The sequence below is a fragment of the Rhodococcus sp. P3_B8 genome, assembly GCF_056402775.1.
Window position 1 is genome coordinate 55,503 of the sequence record NZ_JBFUGT010000007.1, and the last position, 17,858, is coordinate 73,360.

The following is a 17,858-nucleotide window of genomic DNA, read 5'->3' on the forward strand; positions in this document are numbered from 1 at the left end:
TGAGCAAGCGCGTTGCTCACCACGCGGGGGTCAAACCTGCGACGCACGTCACAGTATCCTCTACGCAACCACGATGACAGGAGCCACGATCCGTGAACGATCATTCCCGCGGTGACGCCGAGAACCCCGGCGCTTCGGGCACTTCCGCGGGCGAGCCCTCGGTTCGTCGCATCCGCAAGCGAACGAATGTCCGCAGCAAGTCCTATAAACGCAAGCGTGGCCTGATCACGGGCGGTTTTGCGGCCTTGCTGGTAGTGGTGGCACTGGGTCTGTGGCTCGGCTATTCAGCCAGGGAAGCACGCGCAAATCTGTACGAGGCACGCAACCACGCGCAGCTCGCGAAAGACGCGTTACTGGACGGTAATACCGAAGACGCGGAGCGGTCATCGGCCGACGCCGACAAGTATGCGAACAAGGCCTACGACTACACCCACAATGTCCCGTGGAGTGTCGCGTCCGCCATTCCATGGCTGGGCAGCCCGCTCGAGACTTCGCAGCAGATCTCCGAGGTGGTACGCGGCCTGACGTCGGAGGTGCTCACACCGGCCGTGGCAGCCGGAACTTCTCTGGCGCCAAACCAACTCATCGCCTCAGGCGGCAAGGTGAATTTGCAGCCCCTGCAGGAAGCTGCACCAGTACTGGATCAGACTGCCGTCGCTGCGCAACGGTGGAACGATCAGGCACAGGCCATCGACGAACCGACATACCTGACGTCGGTTTCCGATGCCCGTACACAACTGCAGGACCAGCTTTCGGAGCTGTCGAAACTGTTGGGAAATACCGCTATTGGTGCAAAGCTGGCACCAACGATGTTGGGCGCAGACGGCCCACGCAACTACTTCATGGCCTTCCAAACCAACGCCGAGGCTCGCGGTACGGGCGGCCTGCTGGGTGGCTACGGTGTCATTCGTGCGAATGACGGTGTGGCGCGGGTAGACACACTGGGACGGAACTCGGACCTTGTCGGCGCAGCAGCGCCGTTGGACCTGGGTCCAGAATTCGCCGCCCAATACGGGCAGAGCCGCCCAACCACAGATATTCGTAACAGTAACTTGAGTTCACACTTTCCTTACGCTGCGCAGATCTGGAAATCGATGTGGGCCCAGGAATCAGGCGAGCAGGTGGACGGTGCCATTGCCACCGACCCGATTGCGCTCAGTTATGTGCTTGGCGCCATCGGCCCGATCAAAATGCCGGACGGAGAGGTGATCAACGCCGACAATGTCGTGGAGCTAACCGAGTCGACCGCCTACGTCCGGTTTGCGGACGACAACAACGCCCGTAAGCAATATCTTCAGACAGTGGCCGCCCGTGTGATCGACAAGATGACCGGTGAGATCACGTCCCCCCAGAAGCTTCTCGACGCCCTCGGCCGCGCGGCCGGTGAGCGCCGCATTGCGGTGTGGAGCTCTTACCCTGAGGAACAGGAGATTCTCGCCGGGACCGTCCTTGGTCACACCGTGCCCGACGACTCTGCCCCGTTTGCCGGTGTGGTCATCAACAACCAGGCCGGCGGGAAACTGGACTACCACTCGACGCGTGAGATCGACTACACGGCTGAGAGTTGCACGGGCGGCGACACCCGCCGCTCGAGTGTCACGGTGAAGCTGACAAACAACACCCCGGCTGGCAACTTCCCCGACTACGTTGCGGGAACATTCATCAATACACTCAATGTCCCTAAGGGCACTAACGTGTCTGCTGTGTCGCTCCTTGCCACGCAAGGTGCACAGCTCCGAAAAGTGACGGTGGATGGTAAGCCGACCATCTTCCTTACCGGTAAGGAGTTGGGCCACCCCCTGTTCGACGTGCTGGTCCCGGTTCGACAGGGGCAGACGACCGAGGTCAAATACGAGCTGACAGAGCCCACCTCTCCCGGTGAGGCGCGAGTTCCGGTACAGCCGCTGGTGGATAATCCGGCCGTCACGGTGAACGTGCCGGCTTGCGGCAATTAGTCGCCAAATGGCACCTCATACAGCCGCCACAGCCCACACGGCCCCTTGATACAATCTGTGAAATTGATGGCCAGATGGCGACGCCGAGTTTCCGTTACAACCCTCGTGATCAACATGGTGGGCTGCTTCTCATTCGGTGCGTGCCTGGGAGCATCCCAGTCGAGGGGCGGGGCGCAATTGCGATCATCCGTCCGTACGTGACGTTTAGTCTGCTGAGAGGATGCACGGAATTCAGTTTCTTTGTTCTGCAGGGGCGTTACACTAGCTCAGCGGAGATTGCTGGCCGGAGCATCGTTAGCGATTCTCGGCAGTATCCTCGCAGAAGTACTCCCCCTCGGAAACGCTGAAATGGTAGTCCCACGACACATGCCGCATGTGATCTCCACGTCGTAACCTTGCGAGCAGATCAATCGCGAGGGTAAGGAAACGCCAGCTTGCTACCAGCACCCCGCCGAACCGCGCTGAGATCCCGGTGGGGGTAGGCGTCGCTGAGTCTCGGATGGTCGCTGCACAGGCGATACAGGCGACCTGGCATCGACGAAATAGCGACTGCGCCCACTACAGCGATAACAAGGTCTAGCACCCAGGAAAAGCACAGTCATCTGCCTCATTCTTCGATGCCTCGAGGCTCGCGCTGCCGAAAAACGACATCCGGTCAACGCTTGACACTATTCGTGCCAACCTGCAAACCCACGATCCCTGCGGAACAACGATTGAACACGCGCGCGTTGATTTTCCGTATCGCCTTGACGTATCGGCACGGTTGCCGGTCAGCGCAGCCAAGCAACAGCCCATCAGCTCAACCGCCGGGTGCACCGATCGGCCAGCAACACGGATCATGCTCCAACAAGCAGGAACGCTTCAGCCAAAAGCCCACTGCGACAACTGGCACGGGCGCCAGCTCAGTGCGTGGACACGCGGACAGATAGTGCAGAATATCTACTATGCAGCGTTCGCGAATCGCCATAGCCCTTGCAGTATCCGCGCTTCTAGTTGTCAGCGTCGCGGTGTGGGACCATCTGCGTACCAGAGAATCCGCGACCAATTCCAGCTGGGTGCCATATACCGCAGCGGTCCCCATCGAACCCACCACGACGACCATCGCAGTAATTGGTGACAGTTTTGTTGGAGGATCTGCGGAAGGCGGCCGTGAGTCAGCGAACTGGACGGCCATCCTGGCCGCTCGTCTCTATCACCCGGATACACCGGTCTATTTCGAGGTGTCTGGAAAGAGCGGCGCAGGCTACGCCCACCCGGGGACAGACCGCACAACCTTTGTAACCGAAGCCGACCGAATGGTCTACACCCACACAGATATCGCGGTGTTCTTCGGCAGCATCAATGATTTACACAATCCAAGCGGCGTCCCGTCGGGTGTCAGCGACGCAATCGCAAGAGCCAAGGAACGATCGCCAGCGGTGCAAATCCTGGTCATTGGGCCCGCCTGGACTCGCGGCGCGCTGACACCAGACATTGAACAGGTGGCAAAATCAGTCGGCCAATCCGCGCTCGCGGCTGGCGCCCAATACGTCGACCCAATCACCGAGCGGTGGTTCTTCGGTCAAGAGTCGGCGTTAGTCGGGCAGGATGGCCTGAATCCAAACAACGCCGGTCACATATATCTCGCCGACAAGATCCAACCACTCATCGAGGATATGGTAATGAGACTTAAGCCGCACTCCTAGCGTCCCCGATTTTGCGAATTCAAAGTTCGGCAGTCCACCACGCGGCGAAAATTTGTCGTCGACGGAACCTGCTCTTCTGCAACCACTATGGCCTTCCAAGACCTCGGTAGGTCCACCCTGCCGAACGCCACAGATCCACATTCAAGCAATTCCGGCCGTCGACTATCGACTTCGTTCGTACCACTTTCTCCAGAATCGCCGGATCCAGGTCCTGAAACTCTTTCCACTCAGTGAGTACAAGAATCACGTCCGCCCCCTCGCAAGCCTCAAGGGCAGAATTGCTATATCCGAGCGTGGGGAATAACGCACGCGAGTTGGCCATTGCCTTCGGATCGTAAACGCTCACAGCAGCGCCCTGCAATTGAATCTGTCCGGCAACATTCAGTGCTGGCGAATCGCGTACATCGTCTGAGTCGGGTTTAAACGCAGCGCCAAGAACTGCAACACGGGAACCCAATAGTGAGCCACAAATTTCACGGGTGATCTCAACCATCCGTGTCCGTCGACGCATATTAATGTTGTCCACTTCGCGGAGAAAAGTCAACGCTTGGTCAGCACCGAGCTCGCCTGCACGGGCCATGAACGCTCGTATATCCTTCGGCAGACAACCTCCACCGAACCCAATTCCCGCATTAAGAAAACGGCGACCAATTCGCACATCGTGCCCGATCGCATCAGCCAATACAGTTACGTCAGCACCTGCAGCATCGCAAACCTCAGAAATAGCGTTTATAAAGGAAATCTTTGTCGCGAGGAAGGCGTTCGCTGATGCTTTCACAAGCTCAGCGGTCGCGAGGTCCGTCGTCAAGAACGGGACCCCTTCATCGATCAACTTTGCGTATACGTCTCTCGCAATCTTCTCCGCATTGCCAGGACTATTACGATCAACGCCAAGCACAATGCGATCGGGGTGCAGGGTGTCCTGGACGGCATACCCTTCACGCAGGAATTCTGGATTCCATGCGACCTCAAGTTCCTTGCCGACAGGCGAAAGTGCCTGCGCACGCTTTGCCAGACGCTCAGCTGTCCCCACGGGAACAGTTGACTTACCGTATATTACGGAGGGCCGATTTACCAACGGGGCAAGCTGGTCAACGACAGCGTTAACGTACTGAAGATCGGCCGCATACTCCCCCTTCTTCTGCGGGGTCCCCACCGCAAGAAAGTGAATGTCAGCACATTCAGCAGCTTCTTCATACGAAGCAGTAAACTTCAGGCGGCCGTTGTCCAGATTCCTCTGTAGAACCTCTTCAAGACCCGGTTCATAAAATGGAACCTTGCCTGCCTCCAGCTTTGATAGCTTCATGGGGTCCACGTCCACACCAAGGACATCATGCCCGAGCTCCGCCATGCATGCAGCATGCGTCGCGCCGAGGTACCCGGTACCAAAAACAGCAATTACCATTGTCAATCCTCCGTCACTGAACAATCACATGATATTGAAATCCACTCGAAATACCATTTGGATCAACAAGACATCCAGTACGCGGGCATATTGAAAAACGCTCGTCAATGGTTTCGCCGCACGCTACCGGACAGAAATTCTACGCAGACATCACATCATCCCCACGAATTGCCAATGCCACCAGACCGCCGAGAACGACCGTCTGGAAGAACACTGACAGGCTGAACATCGCCCCCGCACCGAGACCTCCCCAAATCGGAACCACGATAACGATCCCGATTAGAAAGGCAGTCGTACATGTCCCCTGAACAACCGCAACGGTCTTCTTGTGTCCCCACCCCTGCAACAGAGCGCCAAACTGCGCCGCGATGGAGCTGAAAACCAGTCCAACACATATCAGCTGCACAATTGGGACAGCATCTTCAAATTCTGGGCCAAGGGCCATGGGTACAATAAATGGAGCCGCCATACACACTGCGACATACAAAACCGAAGTGAAGAGACTCAGCAGGAGGAGGCTATGCGCGACTCGACTAAAAGCTGCCTTTCCGCTCCTCGCCGCCGCAGGCATTAGAACCGACGCAAAGGCCTGCGGAACCAAACTGAGTGGAGTTGTCAACCGACTCGCAACACCATAAACGCCGGCCTGGGTCGAGGATGCGAAAATCGAGACAAGTAGGGTATCCAGGTTCCGGGCTTGCGCGGCCATCGAGTTCAGCCAGAACGGCACTGTAAGACGGATTAGTTCTCCAATAGCGTGAGTTTCTCCCCTGACAACTTCTCCACGTACCTGCAACTTCGCAACCAACGCAGCCACCACGCACGATATTGCAAGTCCGATGGAGAAGCCCAAGACCGCATCAAAACCCAGAGCCGTAGTTATTAGCAACACCCCCAGCGCTCCTACTCTTCGACCGACCAACGAAAGCGCATTCTTGGAAGAATCACCATCAGCAAGGGGAATTCCTAGCCAAGCCTCCGCAGCCTTCTCGGACGCCATCCACACGCCCAACGGCAATAAGAGAAAGTAGACCGGATCGAAATAGGAGGCAATAGCAATGGCGGCAGTCGCAATGATCCCCACACCCACGCAGATTCTGTCGACCAACTTTAAGGCTGCACCGACATAGCCGTCACTCGCCTCAACTGCCCGGGTCCGCGTCAAGAATGGCGTAAGCCCGAGATCAGATGCGGATTGAACGAAGACTGCAAGCCCGTAAACAACTGCGAATGTACCGAAGTTCGTTGGGCCTGACCAACGCGCGACCAGCGCCACGCTAACAGCCTGGATGAGGGCACCCAGCAGTCGACCTGCAAGTATCCACGAGAATTGCCGACGTAGAGAACCCGCTATCACGCTCTCACTGACCATGGCGAGAACCATGCCCAGTCACACTCGGATGACGACGGGGGGCAAATCCCTCATCTGATCCACAAAGCAGCTCGATCGACGAATTCGGCAGTCGCGGCGCCCGACGATTGGGCAACAACACGACCGCCAACGCAAGCATGCCAAGCGCCAGCAGGAATATATTTAGACCAATCCATAATTGCGTCACGTAGTTTCCTCGCACTGCCGACACAGCAAGCGCACCAAGTATGATCAGGCCAAGCAAATGCGAACCAGATCCACGTATGAAAGAAGTTTCGAACTTTAAACATAGATATCCAAGGATGAGGCACCCGAAAATCACTCCGACGATGCCGAAGTCGAAATACCACGTACCAGGAACGCTAGGAACAGGGCATATCCCTTGACCGCACGTGGCCCCAAAGGCGTCGACCAAAATGCGATCTGACCACACAGGTTCAGTGGTTAGCGAGTCAGGGAGCGGCGTGATGAATATTTCCTGCACCGTACCCCGTCCGAGACCCCAGTCGATCCGATCACCGAGACGTGGATACATAAACGCGATATAGTCGAGCATCTCAGTATCATGAGAGACAAAGAAGCGACGCAAAACTCCTACAACACCCTCTTCATTCACTTGACGGAGGAGAGCGGACGCAAATCCTTCTCCCTGCCCTCGTGAACCGGCGCTTCGAATGTACGGCACGATTGCGAGTATCAGAAAGAACGCGGATCCCAACAGCGCACCCTTGAAACGCAGACGGTCGTTCCACTTACTCTGTAACGCAGCCATCCCCGCACCGATAAGGCAGGGTATGATAAATCGCCTATTTCCCAGCATCCCTGGCGGAACCACCGACAAAGCGATAATTGCCCAGAAGACGCATTTTTGGCCGCGCGAAAATGCAACTTCCCGCTCCGCTGAAATCCGCCAAAATATAGCAACGAAGGCAGCGGCGGACGGGAGTGCAAACACGAGGACAGGTAGACCCGCCACAACCTGCGAGGACTCCTCGGATCGCCCCCGACTAAGGTCGGATATAACCTGCGGCCCCCTAAGGTACAGCATTGCAAGAACCCACATGATTAGCAAGGTTATGGAAGATGCAGCAGCCCCCAGTGTCGATACCTTCGAGATTCGATTGAGTCCCGAGTTCCTTTCCATCCCAAAACGGGAAATTTTGACAGCGCTTCGACTGATTTCGCTGCCCCCACCGCTCCGCGCGGTAAGGATATAGCCGCAGATCAGAGCGCAGATCCCAACGAATCCCAATGAAGTGGCCGATCCGATTTCGGCGGCAATCGAGTATCCGTAGAAGTAATGGTCTGGATCTCCCGATATCAGCAAAGGCCGAATACCAAATATTGCGATAAACATCAACAATGTAACAGCCATCGGAGAGATCATAAATCCAAGCCGGAAACGTGTAACAACAATGAACGCACATGCACCAACGACAATCGTCAACACGGCCCACGGTGCAGTTTCCATGGCCTAGACCGCGCCGATTCGTGACGCGCCAGACGGCGCTGTGACGATTGCACCATTGCCGATGTCTGAGGTGACCAACGCCGTCGCACCGACGACAGCGTTATCTCCGACAACGACTCCACGCAATATTGTCGCCCGAGCAGCGATCCATGTTCTATTTCCAATTACGATCGGCCCATTATCAAATTCGAAAGTTCGTGAGCGTCGAGAGTGACTCCCGGTACACAGCAATACTTCCTGAGAGATGCAAGCGTTACTGCCAATAGATATAGGCTCAAGGTTGAGGAGCCAAGCTCCCTCACCGATCCAAGCATTTGATCCAATACTCAGTTTCCACGGCCAATGGATGCGAACCCTATGTCGAATTAATACGTCAGAACCGACGGTCGCGCCGAATAGCCTCAGGATTCGAACACGAAACCCGCTTGGGCACCACCATCTCATGAATATTGTCGAAGAGACAAGCATCCACAATGCTTGGATGACAACGCCCCTGCCTTTGTTGTAACCGCTACCGGTGAAGGCGGCAAGTTCCAGATCCGGGTGGGTTCCGACCTTCATGATCTAATCACCTCAAGATTCGCGCGGTACCATTCCACCGTCTCGGCGATGCCGACTTCAATCGGCACAGTGGGTTTCCAGCCGGTCGCAAGTAATGTCGAGATATCCAATAATTTACGAGGAGTTCCGTCCGGCTTAGTCGCGTCCCACCTAACCTTGCCCTCATAACCAACCGCATTCGCAACCGTTCCGGCGAGCTCACGAATTGTCACGTCTGTTCCAGTGCCTACATTCACTTGGGCAGGACCATCGTAATTCTCCAACAGGTGAAGAACAGCAGATGCCATATCGTCAACATGCAAGAATTCTCGGCGCGGAGAACCCGTACCCCAATTAGTCACGCTTTCCTCCCCTCGCCGCGACGCTTCATCATATCGGCGAATTAGCGCAGGGAGTACATGCGACGTGTCCGAGGAGAAATTATCACCGGGACCATACAAGTTGGTTGGCATTGCACTGATCCAGGGCAAACCATATTGGCGCCTAACGGACTGCACCTGAACGATTCCGGCGATCTTAGCGATCGCGTATGCCTCGTTTGTTGGTTCCAATGCCCCAGTTAAGAGATATTCTTCTTTGATTGGCTGTGGGGACATCTTGGGGTATATGCACGAACTGCCAAGGAACATGACTCGCTCGATACGCTGTTCAAGCGCAGCGTCGAGTAGATTCAGCTGAATTTGCAGGTTGTGCGAAATAAATTCGACCGGAAATGTATTGTTCGCGTAGATACCACCAACCTTGGCAGCAGCGATGATAAGCGTGTCAGGACGGTTCTTCGCGAAGTACTCAAAGACGGCATCCCGATTGCGCAGGTCGAGCTCCGCGGAGGTTAGGCCCCTTACATCGGTGAAGTTCTCTGCGACAAGCTTTCGCGAGACTGCAGAACCGACCAGCCCTCGGTGCCCAGCAACGTAAATCGGCGCATTCCGGCTGAGGGGGCGGGGAACATAATCGATCTTATGACTCATGACCGCGCCCAATCAATGTGCTTTGCTGTATCAATCCAAGGCCGCCCCTCGTGCTTTAGCGCCTCAACATCTGCGTCAACCATGATCCGTGCTAGTTCGGCACCCTCGGTCTGAGCCTTCCATCCCAATATCCGCTCAGCCTTTGATGCGTCTCCCACCAGCGCATCAACTTCAGTGGGACGCAAATATCTGTCGTCGAATCGTACGTAATCCTCCCATTTCAGACCGACATGCTCGAAGCTGTGGCTGAGAAACTCGCGGACGGTGTATCCGACGCCAGTTGCCAATACGAAATCCTCAGGCTTATCGGCCTGCAACATACGCCACATACCCTCTACATACTCAGGCGCATAACCCCAGTCGCGTACCGAGTCGAGATTTCCCATGTAGAGTTCACGTTCTAATCCGGCTTTGATCCGCGCGACTGCACGGGTGATTTTTCTCGTTACGAAAGTTGGGCCACGCCGCGGCGATTCGTGATTGAATAGTATTCCGTTCACGGCAAACATATCGTATGCCTCGCGGTAATTCTTCACAATCCAGTATGAGTAAACTTTGGCCGCGCCGTAAGGCGATCGTGGATAAAACGGTGTATCTTCACCTTGCGGCGGTGGGCTAGCGCCAAACATCTCCGATGTCGACGCTTGATAGAATCGACATTGTAGTCCCGTAAGCCTTACCGCTTCGAGTAGTCGTACAGTCCCGATGCCAGTTGTGTTGGCTGTGTGCGTGGGCTCGTCGAAACTTACGCGGACGTGTGATTGTGCCGCCAGGTTGTATACCTCATCAGGCCGAATGGAACTGAGGAGCGTGACAAGCCTAGATCCATCACTGAGGTCGCCATAGTGGAGGTGCAGGCGGGCGTCAGGATTATGAGGGTCCTGATAAAGGTGCTCAATCCTGGCGGTGTTGAAGCTCGACGAACGTCTAATCAATCCGTGAACTTCGTACCCCTTCTTCAGGAGGAGCTCTGCTAGGTACGAGCCATCCTGGCCAGTAATCCCTGTAATGAATGCCCGTTTGGTCATTTACTCTGTCCCTTTTCTCTTAACGGCTTTTTCGTCCGCGGTTAAGCCGAAGAATCCATTCCTCAAAATCATCGACAGCCTTGTCCATCGTCAAATTGTCCGCCCTGAATTTCTGGCCAGCGGCTCCCAATCGCGCTGCGAGGACCGGGTTCTCTGATAGCTTCATGACACCGGTGAGCAGAGATTGTGGGTTCTCTGGCTCAACTAGCAAGCCGGCTTGCGACGACTCAATTTCTCCTGCCGTTACACTCTGCGAATCGGTAGCGGCAAGCACAGGTCGGCCGGTGGCGAAGTACGACGTGAGCTTGCTCGGAACGGCCATCTCCGATAGCGATGCACGCTCATTTACCAAGAGGACATCCGCGGCTTGAAGCGCCGCGAAGAAGTCGGAGTCCGGAAGCGGATCAACGAAGTCAACATTCGATACTCCAGCGGATTGACGCTCCAGACTTGCCCGCTGATTTCCATCACCCAGCAGCACGAACTTGACCGGGAGACCACGGCTTTCTGCCAATCTTGCTGCGCAAATAACATTTTCTAATCCCTGCTTTGCACCCATGTTTCCGGCGTGCAAAACAACAGTCTCGTGGCTCTTCCATCCCAGCGCTTCGCGAACACGCGCCTTGTCATCGAGCGGGTTCAGCGCAACGTGGCTCCAGTTGCGGATCACGGTTGCCCGGCCCGGACTCACGCCTAGTTCCCCGATGATGTGGTTGCGGAATCGCTCGTGAATGACCGCCACGCCGTCGGCATTTCGTAACACGCGCGATTCAAGTGCAGACGTTGCGTTGGCTGCCCGCTCGCCCAGAGCTCCGGTTTCGACGACACCGAGTCCGTACAGATCTTGGACCCACACTCCGACGGCCGGTCTTCCGCGTGTCGATCGCGCGCGTGCTAGCGCCGCCGCCGTCGCGAGAAGGGCCGGGGACACGCTCACGATTACGTCCGGACGCTCCAGTCGGGCCGGAAGCAATCGCGCAGCGAAACTCGCCTCCATCAGGATCCGCCCAAGCGGACTCGTGCGCGAAGGAACGTAATGCCGATACCGCATCACATCGACGCCGCCGACGTTCTCCGCCATGGACGTGCCTCGGTAACCCCGAAGCACCCGCCACGACGGGTAGTGCGGGTAACCTGTCAAAACCTTTACCTGGTAGCCCCTCCTTGCCAGGCCACTCGCAAGGCCGGATGTGTAAGGCGCAATCCCGGTAGGCTCGGGCGAGTAATTGATGCCCATAATGGCAATGCTAGGTTTATCCATTTCAATCGCACCCATTCGCAAGTATCATATTGGAGGTTAAGCCGTTGCACATTCGTCCGACTGAACTGCGGACTATTTCGACACATTCAACTGCTTGACAATGGCGAGGTGCTTCCGTCGGTCGTCGTCATTCGCAAACCTGTATCCAATAACTCGAGCCGGAGATCCCCCGACTATCGCAAAGCTGTCTACGTCCTTCGTGACGACAGCCCCTGCTCCAATGACGGCACCGTCACCGATCTCGATGCCGCTTAGCACCAGAGCCCCTCCACCGATCCAAACGTCGCAACCGATTGCGACTGAGTCGCGGCCCATTTCCGGCCGATCACCGACCCACGTCGAGAGCAGCATCGGTACCCCGATTTCATCCAAGGCATGATCTTCGCGCCCAACGATCTGTACTCCCATACCAATCATTACGAAGTCGCCTATCTCGCCGTCGACTTGAATAATCGATCGAGGACCTACGCTCACATTGCTTCCGATGACAAGGCTGTGTGGCGCGCTGATTATGGCACCTCTGCCTGCACTAAAGTTATCGCCGACTTCGACATTCCCAAATACAGCTAGCTTATTTATCAGCTTGCGCAGCCCAGACCGCAAGGGCGCAGGAAGGCGTGATCTATTCGACACGTGTCACCTCTGTTGATGTGGGCCACCCGTCCGCACCCAACTCTGATCTCTCGCCCTCTAACGCGAGCCAAAGACCGTTGGCCATAGCCTCGGCGGAATAATAGGTGCTAACGCTTCGCGCGAGATGCTGAGATTTGACGGGTTCCTCATCTAGTTCTGAGACGAAGGATCTCATTGCGGCAGCAAGACCCTCTGCGCAAGTCGGGCTGAAACTCCGCATTCCTCCGAATCGCTTCAGCTCGATTTCAGGGGAATGTGGTGCATCCTCCGCGTAAAGCATCGGAACGCCGAACCCGAGACTTTGAGTTAATGTCAAACCCAAGTAACCGGGCGAAACAGAAAAAGCAGCCTCCGCGTAGAGGGCAGACAATTCAGTAACCGAGTCTATCCGTCCGTGTATGTTGACGGATTCATCGATAGAAAATTTCTTAGTCTGCTTGACTAGTTCAGGCTCGAGAGATCCGAATCCTACTATGTCGAGCGTATAGCCTGCAGCTGATAGCCCAGACAACGCAAATGCCTCAACAAGTATCTGTACGTTTTTTGCCGCTTCAAGTCGACCCACATACATGATCCGTCGGCGTTCGCTGTTTTCGGCCGCTTTGATATCGACGGTGCTATACAGCGAATTTGGTGCTACCCAGACTGGCTTGCCTGGGAGCTCCGAGCGCGCCGGAACGACACTGTCGTAACCGTAGAGAACGGTCCCATCAGTAATTCTTCGGAGGAAGATGCGAATGGGTGCTGATCTCGAGGATGCGCCGGCGCGGGGATGAAGATGGCCCCAAGCTAGCGTCCGTCGTCTCAGAATCTTGCGTGCGACCGCCAATCCCCAGGCAGTGACACTCCGGGGATTCAAATCAATGACACATACCTCAGAACGCATCGCCTCACGCAAGTGGCCAACTTGTATCAAGACCCGATTCTGTAGGATCCCAACGTTTCTGACGCGTTGGACCAGGTTCGGAGCCAATCCAGTCTTTACAGTCTCGTCCAGGTGAGCTTCACCCGCGTAGAAGCGGACCTGATCTCCGTGCTGGTCAAGCAACACTCTGACACACGCGTCCCGATAGACAGGCACCACCGCGAGGTAGAACACGTAACGCGGATTGTCCATTTTCGCCAAGATTTACTCCACCTCTTTAGACAGGGTCTCAAAGACGCAACCCATCGCTGCGCGACCAGAGAACGAACCGGAGACAGATCGAGCTAGCGTTGGACCTGCGGTTGATCTCGAGCGACTTGATTCGGCCTCAATACGCGCCCTCACCCGCCAACACCGCCTTCAAAGTCTTCCCGACTATCAGCACGTCGCCCATCATCGACCAGTTCTCCACATACGAGAGATCGAGCCGCACAGTCTCTTCCCAAGACAGGTCCGAGCGACCACTGACTTGCCACAGCCCGGTAATCCCCGGCTTGACCAACAATCGACGGCGGACTGCGCCGTCATAGGCTTCTACCTCCCGCCGCAGGGGCGGCCGCGGACCTACAACACTCATTTCGCGGCGCAGCACGTTGATGAACTGTGGTAGCTCGTCGAGGCTGTACTTGCGGAGGAACTTCCCCACCTTCGTCACGCGGGGATCCTCGCGCATCTTGAACAGCACGCCGGCGCCCTCGTTCGCGTTCATCAACGAGGCCACCTGCTTGTCGGCGTCCACGACCATGCTGCGGAACTTGAGCATCGGGAACGGCTTGCCGTCCAGGCCCATGCGCTCCGATTTGTAGAACACCGGACCTGTGCTCGTCAGCTTGATCGCAAGCGCAGCCGCAATCATCACCGGACTGATGATGATGAGCGCAAGCGTCGCGAACACGAAGTCGAAGGAGAGTTTCGAGAACTTCTGAGCGCCGTGGTAGCGGGGCTTTTCCACGTGAATGAGCGGAAGGCCAGCGACCGGCCGCATCGACAGGCGCGGACCGGACACATCCATCATCCCCGGCGCAACCACGAGATCCACATGGTGTGGCTCGAGGTCCCACGCAAGAGAGCGCATTCCTTCGTGCCCGAGGTGCTCTGTGGCGGTCACTGCGACGGTATCGGCGTGACAGAAACCCAACGCGCGAACCACCTCACGCTCGTCACCGAACACGGGGATATCACGCTCTCCGACAACGATCTTGTCGTTACGTGCGCCTGTGTGCCCCGGGATGCACATGCCAACCACCCGATAGCCGTCTGCCGTGCCACGTTCGAACGATTCCGCCAAACTCCGCACCGAGCGTTCACCGCCAACCACAAGCACGGAGGTCTGGAACTCACCACGAGAACGCTTACGGGCGATCACCCGACGCCACACCCACCGACTGAACATGAGACCGGCCAGCCCCACTGGGAATGCAATCGCGAGGTACAGGCGAGCGAGGTCGAGGCGAAACAGGAGCGACACAATCGCAATGAAGCCGAACAGTCTGACGGTGGAGACGAAGATTCGCCGGTATTCGTCCGGTCCGCTCCCGATCACACGAACCGTGCGGGTCCGGAAGATGATGAGCGTGGCAAGCCACGACACCACGAGCAGGGCAGACACCAGCGCATAGCTCAGTGTTTGAGGAAAGGCCGAGGTCTGCAGGACGCCGCTGTCGCCGAACCGCACCCACTGTGCGAGCGCTACCGCGGCGATCACGATCAGCGTGTCCGAGACCCACAGACGCCGGATGTACGCGGCCTGCCAGGCACGCCTGCCATTGAGTCGGCCTTCGAGACCCGATGCTGGGGTGGTGCCCCCAGGAGGGGTTGCCGAGTCGAGCGAGACACCGAACGACGTCACCATCTGAGCCTTCCAACTAGGACCAAAGAGTCGGCGAGCGACACTGTCTCGCGACCTGCGTGGCGGTAGAGGAAGTCCGCCCCCCGGAGTTTTGCTGCCAGCTAATAATCGCACCAGTGGCCGTCTCGTTACACTCGAGAGGCCCAGGAGTGATGCGACTCACACCGGCGATTTTTCTTCAGAGAGAGGGACTTTCGACCCTGGTCAACCCGAGGATCTGCACTTAGAGTGACGCGCTCGGGGGCCAGTCCGCAGGCGGACCTCAGACCCGACTGCTGGCACCGCTTCCGATCTTCGAGTATTTTGCGCACTTCGTACTGGACAGTAACAACACGGTAACGCCGCTCTGACCAGGGCGACGTCGGCCGCAATGCCAAGTTGAATGAACGGAACATCGCGCTAGCCCTTGACCCTCTGCTCAAGCCACGTCCGCAGGGCCGCTCCATATTCCGGACGACTCAGCGCCAAGTCCACCGACGCGCGGAGAAATCCACCGGGATTGCCGAGGTCGTGCCGGGGCCCGCGATGAACCACTACATGCACGGGATGCCCCTCCGTGATGAGCAGCGCGATCGCGTCGGTCAACTGCAACTCGCCGCCCGCTCCCGGGCGGATACGTCGGAGAGCATCAAAGATAGCCCGGTCCAAGAGGTAGCGGCCGGCGGCCGCAAGTGTCGACGGTGCGTCCTGTAGTTTCGGCTTCTCCACCATGCCCTTCACCCTCAGTACGTTCGGATTCGCGGCATCGGGGACCGTCTCGACGTCGAAGACTCCATATGCGCTCACTTCATCTTTAGGGACGTCGATGGCACACAGCACCGTTCCGCCACGCTTGGCTCGCACGCGCGACATGACATCGAGCACGCCGTTCGGCAGAACCAAGTCATCCGGCAGCAGAACCGCGATCGCATCCTCGTCGTCGCCCAACACCGGTTCAGCGCAACCGACCGCATGGCCGAGCCCCAGCGGTTGATGCTGGACTACCGACTCCACAGCGAGGAGGCCCGGTGCCCTGCGCACCTTATCGAGCAGACTGTGTTTACCCCTGGCCGCAAGGTTGTTTTCCAACACCAGGTCTTCGACGAAGTGCGCCACCACGCCGTCCTTGCCAGGCGCTGTCACGATGACCAGCCGCTCCGCCCCCGATGCGGCTGCCTCGCCGGCCACCAACTCGATCCCGGGCGTGTCCACCACAGGAAGTAGCTCTTTGGGGACCGTCTTGGTCGCCGGCAGAAATCGAGTACCCATTCCCGCGGCCGGCACCACAGCCGTCCGAAAAGCAGTCGAATCCAATTCCCCCATGGCTATGCCTTTCTCGAATTGCCTAATTGGGCTGCAGTGCCACGACCCCTGCGTGTGAACCGACCGTCACACTGGTCAGTCGTCCAGGTCTACTGAATACACGTGAGCGCAGATCCCTTGGCGGTGAGGAGAGTCCGCATCATCCGGAGCCGATAGTGGCGACGAAGACCTGGGCGCGCTGCTGTGCCGGTGCCAGGGTCACCGCCGGGTTCGATGCCGGCAACCACGCCGACTGTCCCGCACTCAGCTCGAGCGAGGCGCCCGGGGACGAGAGTACGGTCGATCCCGCCGTGCAGAGAACGATCCGTGGGTCCCCGGCGGCAAGATTCGCTGTGGATGACGAGGCATTACTCCGGCTCGTGTCTAGTTGCAGCCGGGTGAGCTCGAATTCTCTCTCCGGCGTCTCGTACACGCGCGTGTTGTCACGGCCATCACCGTCCGCACGCACCACCGGCATGGACCCCGGCCGAAAATCAAGGACTTTCAGCAGCTCGGGCACATCAACGTGCTTGGGTGTCAAACCACCCCGAAGCACATTGTCCGAGCTGGCCATGATCTCGACGGCCACGCCTCGCAGGTATGCGTGCAGATTTCCGGCCGCGAGAAACAGGCCCTCCCCCGGTTCGAGCGTGATCCGATTGAGCAGCAGCGAGATCAGCACACCGGGGTCGTTCGGATACCTGCTCCCCAGGTCGAGCGCGGTCTGCGCCTCGGCCGCGAACTCACCCACCGCTCCGTTGGGCTCCGCCGATAGATAACGCCGGCAGGCCTCGACCACAGCACCGATCAGCGGCGCCGAGTGTTCGTCGCCCGTGATCCACTGCGTGAACAGCGCGCGCACACCCGAAGAGTCGGCCTGAGCTGCCAATTGCTCCGCGCATCGGTCCAACTCCGCAGCACCCAGCGCTCGCAGCAACGCGACGGTTCGCCGCACGTCGCGGAAACCGGCGAGCGCCTCGAATCTCGTCAGCGCAACCACGAGTTCCGGTTTGTGGTTGTCGTCCTTGTAGTTGCGGGCAGGCGAGTCCAGCGGGACACCGCTTGCGTTTTCGCGTTCGAATCCTTCACGTGCCTGCGTAGAGTTCGGGTGCGCCTGCAACGAAAGTGGTTCCTCCGCGGCGAGCACCTTGAGCAGAAACGGAAGGCGACCTCGGAACCGCTCCGCGTTGGCAGCCCCCAGTTGCCCGTGCGGGTCGGCCGAAATCACGTCGAGAAGGGAGGTGCCGGGCCCCGCAACGTCTACGCGAGCCGGGCCTGCCGGATGCGCACCCAGCCAGAGTTCGGCTTCGGGCCGATCGGACGGCGAGGGTCGACCCGTGAGCTCCGCCAGCGCAGTGTGGGAGCCCCAGTCATACGACCGGATTGCTCCATGGAGGCGATTCATCGATCAGACACTCGTCGAGAATCTAGCTGCGACCCGCTGAAACATTGATGTGCACT

13 protein-coding genes and 1 pseudogene are annotated in these 17,858 nt (G+C 57.7%); 2 read left to right on the top strand and 12 right to left on the bottom strand.

Annotated features, from left to right (window positions below):
* Positions 1–92: 92 nt before the first annotated feature.
* Positions 93–1,955 (top strand): DUF4012 domain-containing protein, encoded by a 1,863-nt coding sequence (locus tag AC1D1G_RS05050; RefSeq protein ID WP_477951414.1) that lies wholly within the window; start codon positions 93–95, stop codon positions 1,953–1,955.
* A gap of 944 nt (positions 1,956–2,899) precedes the next feature.
* Positions 2,900–3,640, top strand: coding sequence for an SGNH/GDSL hydrolase family protein (locus AC1D1G_RS05055; protein WP_477951415.1), 741 nt, complete (start codon positions 2,900–2,902; stop codon positions 3,638–3,640).
* Positions 3,641–3,725: 85 nt separating this feature from the next.
* Here the strand turns inward: AC1D1G_RS05055 and AC1D1G_RS05060 are convergent, their stop codons facing one another.
* The 12 genes and pseudogenes from AC1D1G_RS05060 to manA all read right to left on the bottom strand — a co-directional run bounded on the left by AC1D1G_RS05060 (position 3,726) and on the right by manA (position 17,802).
* On the bottom strand, positions 3,726–5,045 hold the full coding sequence (locus tag AC1D1G_RS05060; protein ID WP_477951416.1) for a UDP-glucose dehydrogenase family protein: 1,320 nt from the start codon (positions 5,043–5,045) through the stop codon (positions 3,726–3,728).
* Between the two features lie 139 nt (positions 5,046–5,184).
* On the bottom strand, positions 5,185–6,417 hold the full coding sequence (locus AC1D1G_RS05065; RefSeq protein ID WP_477951417.1) for an oligosaccharide flippase family protein: 1,233 nt from the start codon (positions 6,415–6,417) through the stop codon (positions 5,185–5,187).
* Positions 6,407–7,888, bottom strand: a complete 1,482-nt coding sequence (locus AC1D1G_RS05070; protein WP_477951418.1) for an O-antigen polymerase — start codon at positions 7,886–7,888, stop codon at positions 6,407–6,409. Before AC1D1G_RS05070 ends, AC1D1G_RS05065 begins: the two co-directional genes overlap by 11 nt.
* 3 nt (positions 7,889–7,891) lie before the next feature.
* Entirely contained in the window at positions 7,892–8,449 is a 558-nt protein-coding gene (locus AC1D1G_RS05075) for a DapH/DapD/GlmU-related protein (RefSeq protein WP_477951419.1), read from the bottom strand.
* Entirely contained in the window at positions 8,446–9,420 is a 975-nt protein-coding gene (locus tag AC1D1G_RS05080; protein WP_477951420.1) for a GDP-L-fucose synthase family protein, read from the bottom strand. Before AC1D1G_RS05080 ends, AC1D1G_RS05075 begins: the two co-directional genes overlap by 4 nt.
* Positions 9,417–10,448: a GDP-mannose 4,6-dehydratase gene (gmd, locus tag AC1D1G_RS05085; protein ID WP_477951421.1), complete on the bottom strand. Its 1,032-nt coding sequence runs from the start codon at positions 10,446–10,448 to the stop codon at positions 9,417–9,419. The genes AC1D1G_RS05080 and gmd overlap by 4 nt, the downstream gene beginning before the upstream one ends.
* Positions 10,449–10,467: 19 nt before the next feature.
* Positions 10,468–11,724: a glycosyltransferase gene (locus tag AC1D1G_RS05090; RefSeq protein ID WP_477951422.1), complete on the bottom strand. Its 1,257-nt coding sequence runs from the start codon at positions 11,722–11,724 to the stop codon at positions 10,468–10,470.
* A gap of 111 nt (positions 11,725–11,835) precedes the next feature.
* Positions 11,836–12,003 (bottom strand): annotated as a pseudogene (locus AC1D1G_RS05095) (DapH/DapD/GlmU-related protein); the annotation flags it as partial.
* 328 nt (positions 12,004–12,331) lie between these two features.
* Positions 12,332–13,459, bottom strand: coding sequence for a glycosyltransferase (locus tag AC1D1G_RS05100; RefSeq protein WP_477951443.1), 1,128 nt, complete (start codon positions 13,457–13,459; stop codon positions 12,332–12,334).
* A gap of 136 nt (positions 13,460–13,595) precedes the next feature.
* Positions 13,596–15,119, bottom strand: coding sequence for a sugar transferase (locus tag AC1D1G_RS05105; protein WP_477951423.1), 1,524 nt, complete (start codon positions 15,117–15,119; stop codon positions 13,596–13,598).
* A gap of 396 nt (positions 15,120–15,515) precedes the next feature.
* Positions 15,516–16,418 (bottom strand): UTP--glucose-1-phosphate uridylyltransferase, encoded by a 903-nt coding sequence (locus tag AC1D1G_RS05110; RefSeq protein ID WP_477951424.1) that lies wholly within the window; start codon positions 16,416–16,418, stop codon positions 15,516–15,518.
* A 139-nt stretch (positions 16,419–16,557) separates the two neighbouring features.
* Positions 16,558–17,802, bottom strand: a complete 1,245-nt coding sequence (gene manA, locus AC1D1G_RS05115; RefSeq protein WP_477951425.1) for a mannose-6-phosphate isomerase, class I — start codon at positions 17,800–17,802, stop codon at positions 16,558–16,560.
* Positions 17,803–17,858: the final 56 nt, after the last annotated feature.